Below are 16910 nucleotides of genomic sequence, written 5' to 3'. Positions count from 1 at the left end.
TGACATACAGTTAGGGTGTCCCGAGGCTTATTGGAACCCATGGACCGGTGCGGCCATCTGCGCCGATTTCAGCGACGCGCGCCGCAATGGCCTCCGCCGGGATGGCGGCCAGCGGCGTTTGCAGCCGTGTCTCGTCCGCGAAGCCTGCGCCGGTATCGAACTGAACGGCAAACTGGCCCGTATTGCTGCCCTCCGGCAGGGCCCAGCTTTCCGGCAAATCCGCCCCGCGGCGCACCCAGCTCAGCTGTCCGTCCTCAGCGCGAACATGGCAAACCGGCCAGGGGCGCCCGCCTTCGTCAGCGAAAGAGACCGGCTGAGGCTCATCCCAGGGGCTGCGCCAGTCCAGCGCGATGCCGATTTCCTCCGGGGACACAGTGGCCAGTTTATCCGCGCCGTCCAGCAGCAGGACCCGCGCCCCGGCCGCAGCAGCCGCGCTGACGCAGCCCCGCTGCCCCCGCAACAGGCCTGATAGCGCCCATTGGTCCGACCCGGCCAGCTCCGCTGTCTCGAACTGAAGAAGTTCCCATCCTTCGGCGGTTTCCAGAAGCAAAAGGTTGCCCCCCGCCAGCACCTGCGCCCGCGGCAGGCTGGCGAAGCTGCCGGATGTTTCCACAAGGAGCATATTGCGCCTGTCCCACCGGCCGACCGGCCCTGCGGCCGCCGCTTCGACAAGAGTTCCGGTCACAGCCGGACGTGTCAGCCTCGCCCGTTCGGTCATCGCGCCGGCGTCCGACCCGGCCAGAATGGCGACCTCTCCCGGCCAGGGATCGGCCCAGGCTGCGACACGCACACCGGACGCCTCACCAGCAAGACGCGGGCCGTCGATCAGCACGAGGTCCACGCCGCCAAACACTGGCGCCGGCGCAGGCACGCCCCCGATCCCGGCCGCGCGAACCCGGTTCGCTTCCGGCGGGTCTTCCCTGAGCGACAGGACACGTTCCGCGCCCCGGTCCACCACCTCATCCACCCGCCACAGCGCACCGCCATCCAGCCGCAGCGCATCGCCCGGTTCGACCGCAAGACCGGACAGTGGCAGCGTCACCTCCGCCGTTTCGCCCTGTGTGGCCCGGGCCAGCAGCCGCCCGGCAATTTCCTCCGCCTCGGTGGATGAGAGAAGCAGCGGCAGGCTCGCATCGGCGACCAGCCGCATGTCCCCGACCGTCCGGCGCGCTTCCGCCAGAGCCGGACCGAAACGCTCCGCCCCGTCGACAAATTGCAGGCGCAGCCGGCCGGGCGCCTTGTCCAGCAGGTGCCTTGTGGCAGAGACGCCGTCCTCACCGATCCGCTCACTGTCGATTTCGTGAACCGACCCATCGCCTTCCATACGGAACACGATCGCGCCATCCCGCTCCACAGCCTCAAACCCGAAGGCCAGCTTCAGCGGCTCCAGCGCCCCGCGCACGCTATAGACGCCGTCGAGCGTGAAGCCCTGTACCACACCGTCGAGCGTACTCGCGTGCACGTTTTCCACGCCGCCGCGTAGACAGATGTCCCGCACCACATCGCCAAGCGCTGCAAGACCCGCGCGCCCGTTCAGCCAGTGCCCGAGCGCCCAGTTGGCCCCGTCGCCCCAGAGGTCATCCCGCAGCGGCCAGGCCGGGAACGGCCGCCCGTCCCAGGCCCAGACCATCGCGGCCTCCACCAGCGGGCTCGCCTCCCAATGCGCCAGCGTCACCGCCAGCGCCTGACGCTGGAACAAATCATCCCGCGATCCGCTGGAATATGGCGGCAGGGCGCTCTCGGTGCTCTTGGGATCATGGAAAAGGTTCGGCGCATTGCCGCCCTTGTCCACCGCGCCGAAGCCGATCTCACTCAGACGAACAGGCTTCGACCCGGGCACCCAGCCCGTCGGCGCCCCCGCCCGCACACCGCCGGGGCGCGGGTAATGCAGGTTCCCGGCCCACCCCGAAAGGTCCTTCGCGCGGAACGCCCAGTGCTCGCCATACGCCGTGTCATTGATCGGTGTACGCACCTGCGCGTCCCGGTCCGCCTGGCTGGCATAATACCAGTCATAGGCCTCCCCGCCGCTGATCTGATAGGCGAGGTAATCCGAGTCATCCGGTCCGGCATAACCCGCCAGCGCATCCAGATGATCCGTTCCACTGCGCCAGTCCCCCATGGGCGGATACCAGTCGATCCCGACGAAATCCACGTCGGCGCTCGCCCACAGATCATCCAGCGGGAACAACACATCGCCACTGCCATCGCCGGGTACATAGGCGCCATACTCCGTCCAGTCCGCGGCATAAGATACCTTCGCTCCCGGCAGGATCGCCTTCACTTCCGCCGCCAGCGACACCAGCGCTTCTACAAAAGGAAACGCACCCGCCTCGTCCCGCACACGCGTGAGCCCCACCATCTCGCTGCCGATCAGAAACGCCTCCACGCCGCCCGCCGCCGCGCAGAGGTTCGCATAGTGCAGGATGAAATGCCGGAAGCCGTTCGCCCCATTCACAAAGGCGTCGATCTCGCTGCGCGCCGCCGCCGTGCCATCGGCGCTCACGCCAATCCGCCCGCGCCAGGGGAATCCCTCGCTGTCCATGAACAGGAAGGGCGAGAAGGTTACCGCGATCCCCCGCGCAGTCATCTCCGCAATCGCCTGTTTCACGCTGGCATCGGAGGGCGTGCCGCCATAGTTCGGCCGGTCGCTCTCATCGCGCGAGACGAGATACGCCTCCGCCCGCCCGATGCCCGCCACGCGCCAGCTCTGCGGCACAGTCACCCGTTCCCGCGTCTCCACACCCGGATGGATCTGGCAATCGCCCGCCGCCACGCTGGTGCCGAACCAGCCAACCGTCAGCGCCGCCCGGTTCACGCGCGGCAGGTCCGCCTCCAACTGGTCCAGTGACACAAGAAAGTCTGCCCGCGCCTCACCGGAATTGGCATTCAGCGCCCGCTCCTGCCCGCGGCGCACCCGCTCGCGCACGATTTCCGTTGCATAGATAAACTCGCCGGACGCCGGGATGACGTTCACCCCGGTGACAGACGCGTCCAGCCCCGGCGTGTCACTGCCCGGCGGCACACGGACGATTTCGAAACTCAGCTGCGGGATACGATTGCCGAAATCGCCCAGCGGCAGGTCCTCGAACACGATATAGGCCGTGCCGCGATAGGCCGGCGCGGCGCCTTCAATCATCTCGATCAGCGGGTCCGGCGGCTGATCCGCCTCCCCGCGATACAGGCGATGCGTCACCTGCGACAGGTCGAACGCCTCGCCATTTGCCCAGGCACGCTGCACGGCCAGCACCGGCCCCTCACCCAGCGCCACGGCGAGGCTCACCGTATAGTCATAACTGGTCACGCGGGGGCCGCCCTTGCTGCCGCTGGACTGCGTCGTACGATGCTCCCGGAACCTTGACGCCCAGATCACCTGCCCGGCCACCCGCATCCGCCCGTAGACAGACGGTATGCCGACGCCCTCCCGCGACTCCATCACCGGCAGCGTCTTCACGCGCGGGCCTTCCACCGGCGGGACGAGACGCGCATCGATCAGCCTGCCCGCCAGTGAGCCAACAGTCCGCCCGATCGCCGCGCCCGCCACCTGCGTGCCCAGCAGTTTCAGCCCCTGCGGCAGCAAATGCCGCCCCAGCGCCGCCCCGGCCTGGGATAGAACGATCTGTGCCATGCCTATTCCTCCACCCCCGGAAAGCGGAACGCCGCCACTGCGCGCCGCTGCCACCACGGCACCAGCCGCGTCTCCACTGCCGACCGCCCCCAATAGGCGTGCACCAGCGTGCCTTCGCCGGTGGCGATGCCGCAATGCTTTACCGGGACGCCCGCCGCCATGCGGAACAGGAGCACATCGCCCGCACCCGCTGCCCCGACTGGCACTTCCAGCAGATGCCGCCGCGCCGCCTCCATGAGCGTTTCCTCGCCCAATGCCTCGGCCCAGTCCGGCGAATAGGCAGGTGCCGCTTCCGGCTCCGCCCCGACCAGTTCCCGCCAGACGCCCCGAACAAGGCCCAGGCAGTCACAGCCTGCGCCTTTCAGGCTGGCCTGATGCCGGTAAGGCGTACCGATCCAGCCGCGTGCGGCGGCCACAATCTCTGCCCGTTTCATCGCTTGCCCCCTGTGTTACCGGTCGCCGCCGGGCCTTCAAGCACGAACTCCGCCCCCGGAAGATGCGGGAAGCCCCGGAAGTTTTCCTGATTGCCGAACACATCCCGGCAGGTCGCGAAGCGCTGGTCGCAGGCAAGGCCCGGAAACGCGCCCGTCTCCACGCCGCAACGCGCATCGCCCAGCACCGCATCGCAGGCCCGCGCATAAACGCGCCCCACTGGCCGCTCCAGATCGGCCTTGAGAGAGATGAGCTCAGCCTCGAACCCGCCAGGGCCGCGCGTCACCTCGCTGAGGCGCCCGCTCCAGACCTGCACGAACAGGTCTGGCCGTTCCCAGTCCACGCGCAGAACCTCAACGCGCGCACCATCCCACAGACCGGCGGCAAGATCCGCCTCGGTGATCGCGTCGTCGGCCAGCACACCGCCCGCCGCGGCCTGTCCCGGCTGCAGGCCTGCGCTCTGCGTGAAGCTGCCCGCGCTGAGCGCCCCACCCGGTGAATAGGTCACGCCGTCCACAAGCAGCGCGCGGTCATGCTCCGTCGCCGCCAGCACGAAACCGTCGCCACGCGTCAGGCGCCAGCAGAGGCAGGTCATCGTCGCGCCGCTTTCCAGCCGCGCCGTAAGTTCATTATCGATCAGCCGCATGACTCAGCCCACCAGTTCGATCAGGGGAATGCTCAGCACACGGCCCGCGCCAAAAGCTTCGAGGTTTACGTCCAGCCTGTCCGTGTCGAACCGCACCGGGCAATCGAAGCGATAGCCTGCCGTAATGCTCGCGCCCTCTGCCGGGGCGGAGGCCAGCGTGACGATGCCGGTTGTCTCGTCCACGTCAGCGGAGGCCGGCACGCCATCGACCGCCACAAGCACGCTGCCCGCCACCGGCTTCAGGATGCGCCGGGCATAAGTGCCGTAGGCTTTCACCAGCTGGAAGGCCGCCGTCTCGCTATCGCCCGTACCGATCACCTGGTCGGTGGCACTCACGGCCACGCCCGGCGCGCAGCTGCGGTCGTCGAGCGCATCGCGGAAACGGAAGCCGAAAAGCCGGCCGCCGCGCACCTCAAAGAAAGCGACCACCGACTGCAGCGTGTCCAGCCGCGTGATCGCACTGCCCACATCCCAGCGTCTGCGGGACCCCGCCCACAGCGCATTGCGCGCCTCCGCCCCGCTCGCCAGCGTAACGACTTCGGTCTTCCGCTCCGGCCCGCCGCTTGCCGCCAGCGCCAGCGGTACGGGGAAGCTCACTTCGTGAAAATTGCTGAGGCTCACAGGAACCGCCCTCCCTGACTGACCAGACGTGCCAGCACGGCGCCGATGGCATTGCGCCCGGTCACGGCAGATTGTTCCGTACCCTGCGCAAAGTTCATGTTGACGTTCAGGGCGGAAGAGGATTGCCCGCCATTGAACACGGCTTCGGCGGCCACCCGCGCAATGTCGCGCAGGATGGCATCGGCCATGCGCTGGAAATCCAGCTCGCCGCTACGCGCCGCCTGTGCCAGCGTCGCCTCGATGCGCGCGCCGGCCTGCCCGAAGGTCTCTTCCAGCGCGCCCGCCGCTTCCGCCCCCGGCCCCTCTGCCAGCGCCCGCAGCGCATCGGCGGCTGAGGCGAGATCACTCTCGAAATTGTCCACTTCTTTCTCCAATTGCTGCGTGATTCCGAACAACCCGCGCTCGTGCTTCGACTTCGCTCAGCATGAGCGCTCAAAAAGTGCGGGACTCATCCTGAGCGAAGTCGAAGGATGAAGCGGCACGCACCTCCCCATCCGGATATGCCCCCATCAGCGCCGCGAGCCGTCCCCGGCTCATTGCTTCGCCACCTTCACCGGCCAGCCACCGCCACTCGCGCAGGGACAGCCGCCAGAACGCGTCCGGCGTGACCCCCGCAGACAGCGCTGCCCGCAACATCACCGCCCACGGAAGCATCACGCCGCGAGCCCCAGCCGGAACGCCTCCGCCACCGCCCGCGCCGCTGCACCGGGGGAGACGTCTGCGCTGCCGAGACGCGTTGCGGCCTCGTCTTCACCGCCGCCCCGCAGCAGGGCGGCCAGCACCAGCATCAGGTCCGCCGCTGACAGGCTGCGCAGCCGCGCGTCCAGCTCGCTCATCCGCTTGCAGCCAAAGGCCGCCTCGATCTCCGCCAGCGCACCGAGCGTCAGGCAGAGCCGCCGCTCGGTGCCGCCGATCATCAGGCTGGTCTCTCCCCGGGCGGCGTTCATGGTATCGCCTCGAAGCTGACGAGGCCCGCGCTTTCCAGCGTGACGGAGAACTCCGCCTCGCCATCATGCTCGCCGCTCCAACTGAGTTCGCTGACCTGGAAGGCGCCTGACAGCGTGCCGAAGTCCGGCAGGATGAACTGCCAGCCCGGCGTCTCGCCTGCGAAGAAGACGGCCCGCATCCGCGCATCGCTGGCCGCGTCCTTGAACACGCCCCGGCCGGTGACTTTTGCCGCTTTTGCGCCCGCCCCGGCCAGCAGTTCGCGCCACGCCTCCGGGCTGTCGGCGCTGGTTGCGTCCACCAAAGCGGCAGACAGCTGGATCCGGCTCGCGCGGATGCCCGCCAGCGTGACGAAGCCGCCCGCGCCATCTGAAATTTTCAGCAGGATGTCCCTGCCTTTTTGCCCCGCCATCAGGCCGCCTCCTCTGAAATGATCCGCACCCGCACCACGCCGCGAAAGGCGCGCTTGTCCGGCGTGCGCATGGCGTCCGCGAAGATCACCTGCGACAGCACCACATGCTGGCCCTCCACCGCCCAGTCCGCGCCCTCCACCGCCGCACGAAGGGCCGAGAGACATTCCTTCGCGCCGCGCACGCCATAGTCGCGTGAGTAGCAGGCCAGCGTGATGCGATGCTCCAGCCCGTCCACCAGGCTCGCCCCGGCCGGGCTCGTCTCGTGCCGGTCGATCAGCGCGTAGGGGTAGAGCGGTTCCTCGCTCTCCGCGTCCAGCACGCGGGCGGGCGTTCCGAAGACGGACTTGACGCCCGCATCCGCGCGCAGCAGCGCCATCAGTGCCGCCTGCACGGCCTCCTCCGCCCGCCCACTCACAGCCGCACCTCAGTGCGGGTGTTCAGGATCGCCGCGACGTCTTCCGGCAGGTCTGCGCCCTCGCCGCGCTGATAGGCGACCAGCACCAGCCGCTTCAACGCCTGCACCAGATCCGCCGGCACATCCGCCGCCGCGCCATAGCCCGCCACGAACGTCACCTCCACGCGCCCGCCAAGCGGAATGCCCGGCAGCGGCACGAAAGGCTTCAGCTTCAGCCGCCCGTCTTCCAGCACAAAGCGCGTGGTGACCGTCTCCGTGCCGCCTTCCAGCCCGATGATTTCCACCGCGACCAGCGCCGAGGCCGGCCCCGGCAGCAGGCGCACGCCATGCCGCGTCACGCCCGGCGGCCAGCAATCCCAGCCGCGCTTCAGCGTCTGCGTCACGAGGGCAAACCCGCCCACAATCTCCAGCCGCGCCCGCGCCGCCGGGATCAGCGCAGCCACCAGCCCATCCTCCCCATCATGCCCGATGCGGAGATACTCCTTCGCCGCGCCAAGAGACAAAGCCTCCTCCGCTGGCGGTGTAATCACCGTCAGATTGCTCATTTCAAATTCCTTGTTAGTGTCGGGCGATGCTCGACTTTTTGTGGAAGAACGCCGTCTTCAATCTCGTCTACGGACCGCTGATCCTGGGCGTCGCGATCCTGCTATCGATAGAGGACCGGACGATTGCCCTCTTCCTCGGCGTGCCCCTGATCGCGGCCAGCCTGTTGACCATCACGATCAGGGTTTATCTTCGCCGCCGGGCAAGGAAGAGCGATCCACTTGCGCCCGACGACACCGCCTAGACCAGCGTTCCCAGTTTCTCGACCACGGCCGAGCCGATCGGCAGGCCGATGGAGCGGATCAGTTCGTCGTCGATTTCGGTCTCGGTCGAATTGATCAGGGTGGCGACGGCTTCGGCCACTTTCGTGGTGAACTCGTCCTGCTGCGCCTTGGTCAGCAGCGCGGCCTGACGAATGATAGAGACGATGACAGATTCGAACATGTTGGTTTCCTTTGTTGAGAGAGAGTTTTGTGGTGGCGTCACCCCCGACGGGCCCCGCCCGTCTGGGGCCCATCTCCTGCCGGCCCCTCATGCACATGAGGAAGTGACCGGAGATGGATCCCCAGACCGCTGCGCGGTCGGGGATGACGCGATAAGGGACGCCGCTAGAAGACCATGACTTTCGCGGCGTCGAAGTTCTGCACGCCGCCGCCCACACGCTTGGTCGTGTAGAAGAGGACGTAGGGCTTGGCGCTGAACGGATCCCGGAGGACGCGGGCGCCCTGCCGGTCGGCGATCAGGTAGAAGCGGCGGAAGTCGCCAAAGGCGATGGCCGCGTTGCCCGTGCCGATGTCCGGCATGTCTTCGACTTCCGTCACCGGATAGCCGAGGATGGTCGCCGGGTCCCCGCCCGTGCCCGGCTGCCAGAGATAGCGACCATCGCCATCCTTCAGCTTGCGGACGGCTGCCACCGTGCGCCGGTTCATCACGAAGCGGCCATTGGCGCGGAACTGCGATTTCGGCGTGTAGATCAGGTCGATCAGCTGGTCGGCGGCATTGGCCGCCGTGAAATCCCCGGCGACGGAACCGACCTTGCCCCAGACATGGCTGGCCTCGGCGACGATCTCATAATCGAGAAAGCCCTTCGGCTTGTTCGTGCCATCGCCCGTCACGAAGGCGGCAGATTCCTGCGCGGCGAAGGCATTCTCCACCTCGTCCGCCAGCCAAGCGTCGATGTCGGCATAGGAGTCCTCCAGCAGGGCCTGCGTCGCTGCGGGCATGGCGTAGAGCTCGCCCGCGGGGAATTCCAGCAGGGAGAGGCCGGAATGCGCCGTCTCCGTCCGTGCGCCTTCCTCGGCCACCCAGCTCGCCGCCGCGCCGAGGCTGACCGGCTTGCGATACGTGCCGGCAGAGGTCTGCCGCACGGTCGCGATCTGGCGCATCGGGCTTGCCGCCAAGAGGCGCGCTTCGATCAGGCGGTCGAGTTCCGGCGGAGCGACATAGCCGCCCTGCGCATCGGTGCCGGTGTTCAGCGCCTTCACGTCCAGCTTTGCGAGGCCGCTGTCGTCACCCTGGCGCAGGTAACGCCCCCACGCTTCGGTGCGGGCATCGGGTTCAGCCGCCGGTGCTGCGCCTGCCTCAGGCCGGGCCATCTTCAGGCTCAGCGCCTCCAGCCGCCGGTCGATCCGGGCGAGCCGCTCATCCGTCAGCGGATCGCTTGCGCCTTTCGATTCAATCTCGGCCAGCCGCGCATCATTCGCCTCGCGAAAGGCTTCGAACGCCGCCATCAGGTCGGCCTCCGCCGCCTTGTTGCCGCCTGCCATCTTGGTTTCCTTGGTCATTGCCACTCCTTCGAAAAATCTTCCCTGTCATCCCGGAAAGCGCGCAGCGCTTATCCGGGACCTTATTTGCTCCTGCCGCCGCAGGGTCCCGGATCGCTGCTTCGCAGCGTCCGGGATGACACTCAGGCGGCGCGTGTCTCCGCCCCCACCACACCAAACCGCGCCCTGACCTGCATCGGCGCCTGCACCAGCGACACTTCCACAAGATCCACTTCGATCAGTTCCCGCCCGCCGCCGGGCAGCGGCTTCCACAGGCGCGGGCGGAAGCCGATGGAAAGACCGCTGAGGCCCTCCCGCACCAGCTGCTGCACGCCCGGCTTTTCGATCAGCCCACGCATGAACAGGCCACGCCCGTCTTCGGTGATCCGCGTCCAGCGCCCGGCCAGCGCGCCCTGCCGATGCTGCAACAACATCGGCAGGGCGGCCCCGGACCGGAGCGAGTGCGCGAACGCCCCCGCGCGCACGACGTCTCCCGACTGGTCCGGTATCCCGAACAGGGCGGCATAGCCTTCGATCAACAACTCACTCATCGCGCGCCTCCATGCGGCGCTCGATCCGGTTGAGCTGTCCACTGACAGCTTCCAGCTGGGCCTCAACGCGCACGAGGCGCTCGGAGACCATCTTGCGGTCGTCCAGCTCGGTCTCCACGGCGCGGATGCGCTCTGCGGCAGAGCCTGCCCAGACAAGCGCCCCGCCCGTCTGCACGAGGATCGCGACGATCAGGCCGACCGTGACTTTCTTCTCGATCTCCATCAGCCGAGCCCCGCCAGTTTGCGTTTCTCGTCCGGCGTCACGAAGGAGGCCGCCTCCAGCCGCGCCCACAGGGTTTCGCGTTCGGCAGAGAGCGCGGGCACGCGGTCGAGGTCGCAGCGTACCTCCACATCGCCGCCCAGCGGCTCGTCCAGCCAGACGGACAGCGAGACCGCCATCTTCTCGGCCAGCGGCAGCACGGTCATCCGCCAGAAGGCAAGATTGGCTTCCTTGTAGTTCGTATACGTATTGTCCCCCGGAATGCCGAGCAGTTGCGGCGGCACGCCGAGCGCCAGCGCAATCTCCCGCGCGGCGCTGTTGCGGGCCTCCAGGAAATCCATGTCCGCGGGCGACAGCGACATGGGCCGCCAGTCGAGCCCGCCTTCCAGCAGCAAAGGCCGCCCGGCATTGGCCGCGCCGGAATAGAGCGCGTCGAGATCCTGCTTCAGCCGGTCGAACTGTTCGGGCGGCATGCGGCCATGACCGGACCAGATCAGCGCGCCGGAGGGCTTCGCCGAATTGTCGATCAGGCTCTTCGCCCAGTCGGCGGAGGCATTGTGAAGGTCCAGCGCGCGGCGGGCCGGGGCCAGCGCCGGCAGGCCGAGAATGTCGTCCTGCGGGTGGAACAGTTTGAGATGCAACACCGCCTCGCGCGGCAGCATGCGTTCCCCGCGCCGTTCGCGCACCGCCCAGCGCTCGGCCCAGCCGCGGCCATCGGTGATGGGGCGCACGCGGCCCGGCTGCAGCGGATAGAGCGCGTCGATGCCGTCTTCCTCGCCAGCCCCTTTATCTGGCAAGGTCACCGCCTCGATGAAGGCGTTCCCGTGCAGCTGCAGCTGGGTGTAGACGCCTTCGAGGAAGGCCGGGCCAACCATGTCCGGCGCGGGTTTGCGGATCAGGCGGGCGGCGGCTTCGTGCGCCGTCACCAGCGGCACGGAGGCGGCGGCTTCAGCCACCATGCGGATGCAGCGATAGGCGACGGCGTTGCGCAGATAGCCGTCCCGCGTCAGGGCCGAACCGTCCCGCGCGCCCCAGTTCGGACCACCCGGCCCCGTCAGGGCTACCAGCGGTGGAGCCGATTTCGACTCATGCCTGTTTTTTCCGGGTCTCCAGTTCCACGCCATGCCGCCGCAATCGCCTCCGTCATCTGATGACGGTAAGTTAAGATGCAGGCGCCTCCGGAGGATTGGATTCCAGATACTTCAATTTTTACAAAGCACTTCTTGATAAACCCTGTGGGAGAGGCGCTGAATTGTCCCACAAAACAGCAGCGTTCGGGCGTAGCCACCGGGGCGCAAATCTGCTTTCTCTCAGGCTTCCGGTTCAAGGGGTTGAGGAGCTGCAGCCATGTCAGCGCGCGTCATTTCTATTGCCAATTCCAAGGGCGGCGTCGGCAAGACGACCACGACGGTCAGCCTCGCGGAAGCCTTTGCCGCAGAAGGCCGCCGCGTGCTCGTGGTCGATCTCGATACGCAGGCCAACGCGTCCCTGCTCGTCTTCGGCCATGAGGGCGACGAACACCTGTTCCAGGCGATCAATGACTACGCCACCATCTCCGACTGGCTGCTTGAGAATTTCGAGGCGAACGAGCAGAAGCGCCTGTCGGAATTCATCGTCACCGACGCCTCGGACGTGACCTCGGGCGGCAAGCCGCTGCCGCTGGACCTGATCCCGTCCAGCCCGCGCCTGCGCAAGACCGAGAAAGAGCTGATCTACCATCTCACCGAGCAGGGCTATTCCATGCAGGCCCTGGAAAACCAGGTCGGCCGGCGCCTGCGCGACGACTTCAACCTGCTGAAAGCCAAATACGACGTCATCCTGTGCGACTGCCCGCCCGGCATCTCGACCATGACCGAATCCGTACTGGCCGCCAGCCACCTCGTGATCGTGCCCACCATTCCGGACTTCATGTCCACGCTGGGCCTCGACCTCTTCACCGGCGACGTGATGGAAGGCCTGCGCGACCGCGACGTGAAGAGACTCCCCATGGTGCTGGCGACCCGGTATGACAATTCTTCCCACCAACAGGTCGTCCTCAACGCCATGCGCGAAGCGGCCGCCGCGCAGGAAGCCGAGTTCGACATGTTCAAGACCATCATCCCGATGAAAACGGGCTTTGCCACCAACCCGATCGAGCTCGGCCCCGAGCCGACGATCGAGGCAAAATGGGCCGATGGCGCCCTGCCCGTGATCAAGGATCTGCTGGCCGAAGTGAAAGCGGCCCTGGCATGACCGGCGACGCACACAAGGCCGGCGCCGAGGCGCTGAAATCCCTCCTCGCCATGGCGTTCAGCGCGCTGGGCGAAAAGGAATACGCCGCCGCCGCAGGCCTGCTCACCAAGAAGCTGATGATCTCCGCCGGGCAGACGGTCGACGTCATGCGCGCCCTGCGCGACGCCGTCGGCAAGGACATTTTCGAGGCGCAGCTGAAATCGCTGACGGCGCATCAGGCCCGCCTGCTCGCCCGCCGCCTCGACAAGAGCGTGCCGGACATCGAAGTCTCCACCGCCGGCGCCGCCTGCGCCTGGATCCGCGATCTGATGGACGGCAAGACGCCGGAGGCCGCGCCAGCCCCGGCTGAGACGGCGCCCGAGACGCCCGCGGAAACTGAAGCTGAAACACCAGCCGAACCCGAAGCCCCGGCAAAGCCCGCGTCTTCCGGTTCCTATTTCGGCCGCAAGAGCTTCCGCACCGGCGGTTAAGCCCCTCTCCCTGGGGAGAGGGGTTGGGGTGAGGGGCAGCAAAGCTTCCGCACATCCACACATCGCCGCAACGCCTTTACCCCTCATCCCCCGCCCTTCTCCCCGAGGAGAAGGGAGGCACAGGTTCACAACTGCCGCACGCCGAGCACGGCCTCGTCCATCATCAATGCCCAGACGGCCCAGACGAGCGCGTCCACGCGGTCGGGTGAGCCGGTGAAGCCGTCTGCGCCGAAGGTGCACATCTCGTCCTCCAGCTCCCCCAGCTGCCCGGCATGGTGCACGCGGCCCTGCTCGTAGAGCGTCGCCACGGGAAGCGCCCTTGCCCGCTTCGACAGGCGCGCATTGACCAGCCGCACCGGCACGGGGCACCCGGCCGTCTCCAGCACCTGCCGCACCATTTCGCCGCCCTGGTTTGCTTCCGCAATGACTTCCCGCGCGCCCGTCCGGCGCACCAGCGCCACCGCCCGCCCGGCCCAGTCCAGCGGGCGCAACCCCCGCGCGGAAGCGTCGCCCAGCACATAGGCATCATTCCCCGCCCGGCCTGCCGCGACGATGCCGCAGGCGTCTGCCGTCTCGCCGCTGGTTGCGGGCGGATCGACCGCCACGACCACATCCCAGAGCGCCGGCACAATACTGATCCGCGCCTCATCGATCCGGGAACGGAGGAACAGCGCGCCTTCCGGGTCCTCCACCATCCGCCCTTCCAGTTCCTGCCGCCCGAGGCGTGTTCCGCCATAGGCCGCCTCCATCGCTCTCAGGAAGCCGGGGGCGAGATTGCCTGCATTCTCCCGCGTCGTGCTCAGCGTCACCACCGTATCCGGCGCCGCATGCAGCCGCCGCATCAGCGCCGTGGGCCGGGGCGTCGTCGTGACCAGCGCGCGTGGATCTGTCCCAAGGCGCAGGCCCATCTGCAGCATGTCCCATGTCGCCTGCCCATAGCGCCAAGCCGCGGCTTCGTCGCACCAGGCGGCGTCGAATTGCGGCCCGCGCAAACTGTCCGGATCTTCCGCCGAGAAGACGTAGGCCCGGGCCCCGTTCACAAACTCCAGCATCCGGCGGGAAGCATGATAAACCGGGCGCCAGCGGGTTTCCGGCTCCACATTTATCAGGCCGCTTTCGCCATGGATCATCACTTCGCGCGCATCGTGCAGCGTCGGTGCGACCAGCGCGATCCGCCCTGCGCCGCTGATCGCCCGCCAGCGCACCCATTCGGCCCCGGCCCGCGTCTTGCCTGCCCCGCGTCCGCCCTGGAACAGCCAGGTGCGCCAGTTTCCCGGCGGGTTCACCTGCGCGTCCCGGCAAGTCAGCAGGAAGGGAAAATACTCCACCATTTCCCTCAGCTTCAGCTGGCCTGTCGCCCCAGCGGCCACCCAGTCCTGCACTTTTTGTCTCGATCCCTGAGTCCAGAGATCCGAATAGTCTGTCGAGGTGCTCCCTCCGCTCCCTTGCGGCTTCTGCATTCGCATTGGCTTGCTCCCCTCTTGCCTCATGCATCCGGCGCACCTCCCCTGCGGTGCGCACGATCATGGCCGCTGCGGCATTGATCTCATCCGTTCCCTGAGCGCTCACCAGCGCATCGATCTGCAGATCAGATGCGTATTCCAGCGCCAGCGTCTGGCGCTCCAGCGGCGCCTCGGGCCGCTTCAGGTCGTGCCGTTTCATGTAACGGGAAATGACCGCCGCATCGCGGCCGAGCTGCCGCGCGATCTCTGCCACGCTGCGCCCGCTGAGATACAGCAGCCGCATCGCCCGCCCGTCCCGCTCGGTGATGTCTCGTCTTTGTGTTCGCTTCGCCATGCGGGGAGTGTGATGCAAGTGCGTATGGGGTGAATTGGAAGAGTTACGCTGTCATCCCGGAAGACGCGCAGCGTCTATCCGGGACCCAGTATTTGTGGGCGATGTCTCAAGCTGGGTCCCGGATATTTGCTCCGCAAATTCCGGGATGACAGGGGGAGAGAGCGCTCTTTTTCCTCTCACCAAGCCCCTCACCTCCCACGCCCTTTGGGCGCGGGCCCCTCCTCTCCCAGAGGGAGAGGGATTATCCGTGCTCCGCGACGCACCCCTCTCCCTCTGGGAGAGGTGGCCCGCAAAGCGGGTCGGTGAGGGGCGCCTGAAAGGCGCACGAGGTGAGGGCTGCCGAGGATCAGAAATCGCACCGCGATTTCCCCGAGAAGGCCCAAGCGTAAGCGCAGGGCTCGAAGCACGCGCGCGGGCTCTCGCCCTCAGCTCATCTCCCTGACGCCCGCGATGCATTGCGAGGGGCATGGGTCGGAGGCCGGGTCGGTTACGTCGCCTGTCTTCTCGATGGCGGATTTTGCACAATCATAGTCGAGATCCACGATGGCATCGAACTGGTTCAGGTACACATTGCCCGTCAGTTCCTCGAGGAAATGCGTGCGTTTCAGCCGGTCCATCACCGGCCCTTTCACTTCGCTGAGATGCAGCGTCACGCCCGCATCCTTCAGGCGCCGGTTGATGGCTTCCAGGCTTTCCAGGCCGCTGACGTCGATATGGTTCACCGCCGGGCACATCAGCACGATATGCTCGACATCCGGCCGGTTCCCGAGGACGCAATAGACCGTATCCTCAAGGAAGCGCGCATTGGCAAAATAGAGGCTCTCGTCAATCCGTATCGTGACGATGTGCTTCGGGATCACAACCGCATGGCGGTTCACATTGCGGAAATGGTGGGTGCCCGGCACCTGCCCCACAATCGCGAAGTGCGGCTTGGAGGTGACATAGAGGTGCAGGCCGATGGAGACGATGATGCCGGTGGTGACTCCCAGTTCCACGCCCGCCAGCAGCGTGACGAGGATCGTGCCCAGCATGGCGGCAAAGTCCCGCTTCGAATAGCTGAGCGTGTGGGCGAGTTTCTTCAGGTCCACGAGGCCGAGGACGGCGACGATCACCGTCGCGGCCAGCACGGCTTGCGGCAGGTTGTAGAGCAGCGGCGTCAGGAACAGCGCGGCAAGCGCGATGCCGACCGCGGTGAAAGCGCCAGCGGCGGGCGTCTCGGCGCCTGCGTCGAAATTCACGGCAGAGCGGGCAAAGCCGCCGGTCACCGGATAGCCGCCGGAGAAGCCCGCTGCGAGGCTGGAGGCGCCGAGCGCGACCAGTTCCTGGTCCGGGTCAATCCGCTGGCGGCGGCGGGCGGCCAGCGTCTGCGCCATGGAGACGGATTCGATAAAGCTGATCATCGCGATCAGGGCGGAGGAGCCGAGCAGCGACTGCCACAGGCCGGGGTCGAACTGCGGCACCGTCAGGCCCGGCAGGCCTTTCGGAATGTCGCCGACAATCTGCACGCCCTTGGCTTCCAGCCCGAAGGCCACGACGGCCACACCGCCCAGCGCCACGGCCAGAACCGGCCCGGACCGGGCCAGCGTGCCCGCGATATTCTCTTTGAGGCCCAGTGCCAGAAGCAGCGGCTTCAGGCCTTTGCGTGCCCAGAACAGGAAGGCCACCGCCGGGGCACCGACGGCGACGGTGTACCAGTTCACATCACCGAGATGGCTGATGATGCTGGCCAGTGTCTCGATGATGTTGTGACCGCTCGCCTGCACACCCAGCAGGTATTTCAGCTGGCTGACGGCAATCAGGATACCGGTCGCGGTGACAAAGCCGGAGACGACCGGGTGGCTCAGGAAATTGGCGAGGAAGCCCAGCCGGAAAATGCCCATCACCACCAGCATCAGGCCGGAAATGATAGCGAGGATGATCGCGGCAGTCAGGTATTCCGGCGTGCCCTGCTCCGCCACCTTCCCCGCCGCGACCGCCGTCATCAGAGACAGGATCGCCACCGGGCCGACCGCCATCGTCCGGCTGGTGCCGAAAATGGCATAGACGATGAGCGGCAGGATGGAGGCGTAAAGCCCCACCTGCGGCGGCAGGCCTGCCAGCATCGCATAGGCCAGCGATTGCGGGATCAGCATCACCGTCACGATCACCGCCGCCACCATGTCATTGGCGAACGTGCCGCCATTATAGGTGCGGCCCCATTGCAGAATGGGCAGATGATCGGACAGTCTCACGCGTTC

At 67.1% G+C, this 16910-nt stretch carries 20 protein-coding genes and 1 pseudogene; 3 read left to right on the top strand and 18 right to left on the bottom strand.

The genetic code is table 11. The annotated features are described in order from the left end of the window. Window positions 1–10 precede the first annotated feature (10 nt). The 10 genes from HJA_RS04965 to HJA_RS04920 form a co-directional block, all read right to left on the bottom strand. A complete protein-coding gene (locus HJA_RS04965) occupies window positions 11–3625 on the bottom strand; it encodes a baseplate multidomain protein megatron (protein WP_051597385.1) in 3615 nt (1204 codons plus the stop codon). A 2-nt stretch (window positions 3626–3627) separates the two neighbouring features. Further along, window positions 3628–4059, bottom strand: coding sequence for an NlpC/P60 family protein (locus HJA_RS04960; RefSeq protein ID WP_035579115.1), 432 nt, complete (start codon window positions 4057–4059; stop codon window positions 3628–3630). Beyond that, window positions 4056–4703 carry a DUF2163 domain-containing protein gene (locus HJA_RS04955; protein WP_035579113.1) on the bottom strand — a complete coding sequence of 216 codons (648 nt, stop codon included), beginning with the start codon at window positions 4701–4703 and terminating at the stop codon, window positions 4056–4058. The genes HJA_RS04960 and HJA_RS04955 overlap by 4 nt, the downstream gene beginning before the upstream one ends. A gap of 3 nt (window positions 4704–4706) precedes the next feature. Then, complete coding sequence (locus HJA_RS04950; RefSeq protein WP_035579110.1) at window positions 4707–5324, bottom strand: DUF2460 domain-containing protein; 618 nt, start codon at window positions 5322–5324, stop codon at window positions 4707–4709. Then, window positions 5321–5686, bottom strand: a complete 366-nt coding sequence (locus HJA_RS04945) for a phage tail tape measure C-terminal domain-containing protein (protein ID WP_035579107.1) — start codon at window positions 5684–5686, stop codon at window positions 5321–5323. The genes HJA_RS04950 and HJA_RS04945 overlap by 4 nt, the downstream gene beginning before the upstream one ends. A 70-nt stretch (window positions 5687–5756) precedes the next feature. Next, window positions 5757–5978, bottom strand: a complete 222-nt coding sequence (locus tag HJA_RS04940) for a phage tail assembly chaperone (RefSeq protein WP_035579105.1) — start codon at window positions 5976–5978, stop codon at window positions 5757–5759. Beyond that, a complete protein-coding gene (locus tag HJA_RS04935; protein ID WP_035579103.1) occupies window positions 5978–6271 on the bottom strand; it encodes a GTA-gp10 family protein in 294 nt (97 codons plus the stop codon). Before HJA_RS04935 ends, HJA_RS04940 begins: the two co-directional genes overlap by 1 nt. Beyond that, window positions 6268–6681: a phage major tail protein, TP901-1 family gene (locus tag HJA_RS04930; protein ID WP_035579101.1), complete on the bottom strand. Its 414-nt coding sequence runs from the start codon at window positions 6679–6681 to the stop codon at window positions 6268–6270. The genes HJA_RS04935 and HJA_RS04930 overlap by 4 nt, the downstream gene beginning before the upstream one ends. Next, complete coding sequence (locus tag HJA_RS04925) at window positions 6681–7058, bottom strand: DUF3168 domain-containing protein (RefSeq protein ID WP_155839870.1); 378 nt, start codon at window positions 7056–7058, stop codon at window positions 6681–6683. Before HJA_RS04925 ends, HJA_RS04930 begins: the two co-directional genes overlap by 1 nt. 35 nt (window positions 7059–7093) lie before the next feature. Beyond that, entirely contained in the window at window positions 7094–7642 is a 549-nt protein-coding gene (locus tag HJA_RS04920) for a head-tail connector protein (RefSeq protein ID WP_035579096.1), read from the bottom strand. A gap of 26 nt (window positions 7643–7668) precedes the next feature. Between HJA_RS04920 and HJA_RS04915 the strand changes: the two genes are divergently transcribed. Beyond that, window positions 7669–7884 carry a hypothetical protein gene (locus tag HJA_RS04915; RefSeq protein WP_035579094.1) on the top strand — a complete coding sequence of 72 codons (216 nt, stop codon included), beginning with the start codon at window positions 7669–7671 and terminating at the stop codon, window positions 7882–7884. Here HJA_RS04915 and HJA_RS04910 read toward each other — a convergent pair. The 5 genes from HJA_RS04910 to HJA_RS04890 all read right to left on the bottom strand — a co-directional run bounded on the left by HJA_RS04910 (window position 7881) and on the right by HJA_RS04890 (window position 11298). Next, window positions 7881–8084: a hypothetical protein gene (locus tag HJA_RS04910; RefSeq protein ID WP_035570668.1), complete on the bottom strand. Its 204-nt coding sequence runs from the start codon at window positions 8082–8084 to the stop codon at window positions 7881–7883. The genes HJA_RS04915 and HJA_RS04910 overlap by 4 nt on opposite strands. A 164-nt stretch (window positions 8085–8248) precedes the next feature. Continuing rightward, window positions 8249–9424: a phage major capsid protein gene (locus HJA_RS04905; RefSeq protein ID WP_035579092.1), complete on the bottom strand. Its 1176-nt coding sequence runs from the start codon at window positions 9422–9424 to the stop codon at window positions 8249–8251. 122 nt (window positions 9425–9546) lie between these two features. Next, entirely contained in the window at window positions 9547–9954 is a 408-nt protein-coding gene (locus tag HJA_RS04900; RefSeq protein WP_035579091.1) for an HK97 family phage prohead protease, read from the bottom strand. Beyond that, the gene (locus tag HJA_RS04895; RefSeq protein ID WP_035579088.1) at window positions 9947–10177 is read right to left on the bottom strand and encodes a hypothetical protein; all 231 of its coding nucleotides are present in this window, start codon (window positions 10175–10177) and stop codon (window positions 9947–9949) included. Before HJA_RS04895 ends, HJA_RS04900 begins: the two co-directional genes overlap by 8 nt. Continuing rightward, complete coding sequence (locus HJA_RS04890; RefSeq protein ID WP_035579087.1) at window positions 10177–11298, bottom strand: phage portal protein; 1122 nt, start codon at window positions 11296–11298, stop codon at window positions 10177–10179. The genes HJA_RS04895 and HJA_RS04890 overlap by 1 nt, the downstream gene beginning before the upstream one ends. A 223-nt stretch (window positions 11299–11521) precedes the next feature. On the opposite strand from HJA_RS04890, the gene HJA_RS04885 reads away from it, so the two are divergent. Together HJA_RS04885 and HJA_RS04880 are read left to right on the top strand one after the other, a co-directional pair. Next, window positions 11522–12406: a ParA family protein gene (locus tag HJA_RS04885; RefSeq protein ID WP_051597384.1), complete on the top strand. Its 885-nt coding sequence runs from the start codon at window positions 11522–11524 to the stop codon at window positions 12404–12406. Next, entirely contained in the window at window positions 12403–12876 is a 474-nt protein-coding gene (locus HJA_RS04880) for a hypothetical protein (RefSeq protein WP_035579084.1), read from the top strand. Before HJA_RS04885 ends, HJA_RS04880 begins: the two co-directional genes overlap by 4 nt. A 125-nt stretch (window positions 12877–13001) precedes the next feature. On the opposite strand, the gene HJA_RS04875 is transcribed toward HJA_RS04880, so the two are convergent. The 3 genes and pseudogenes from HJA_RS04875 to HJA_RS04870 form a co-directional block, all read right to left on the bottom strand. Continuing rightward, window positions 13002–14342, bottom strand: a complete 1341-nt coding sequence (locus HJA_RS04875) for a DNA-packaging protein (protein WP_241764295.1) — start codon at window positions 14340–14342, stop codon at window positions 13002–13004. A 145-nt stretch (window positions 14343–14487) separates the two neighbouring features. Next, window positions 14488–14622: pseudogene (locus HJA_RS18860) on the bottom strand (helix-turn-helix domain-containing protein); the annotation flags it as partial. A 476-nt stretch (window positions 14623–15098) separates the two neighbouring features. Next, window positions 15099–16904, bottom strand: coding sequence for a SulP family inorganic anion transporter (locus HJA_RS04870; RefSeq protein WP_035579081.1), 1806 nt, complete (start codon window positions 16902–16904; stop codon window positions 15099–15101). Window positions 16905–16910 lie beyond the last annotated feature (6 nt).

The sequence above is a fragment of the Hyphomonas jannaschiana VP2 genome, assembly GCF_000685215.1.
Taxonomy (GTDB): domain Bacteria; phylum Pseudomonadota; class Alphaproteobacteria; order Caulobacterales; family Hyphomonadaceae; genus Hyphomonas; species Hyphomonas jannaschiana.
Note: the sequence above shows the minus strand (reverse complement) of the source record. Positions and strands in the feature narration are given on the sequence as shown.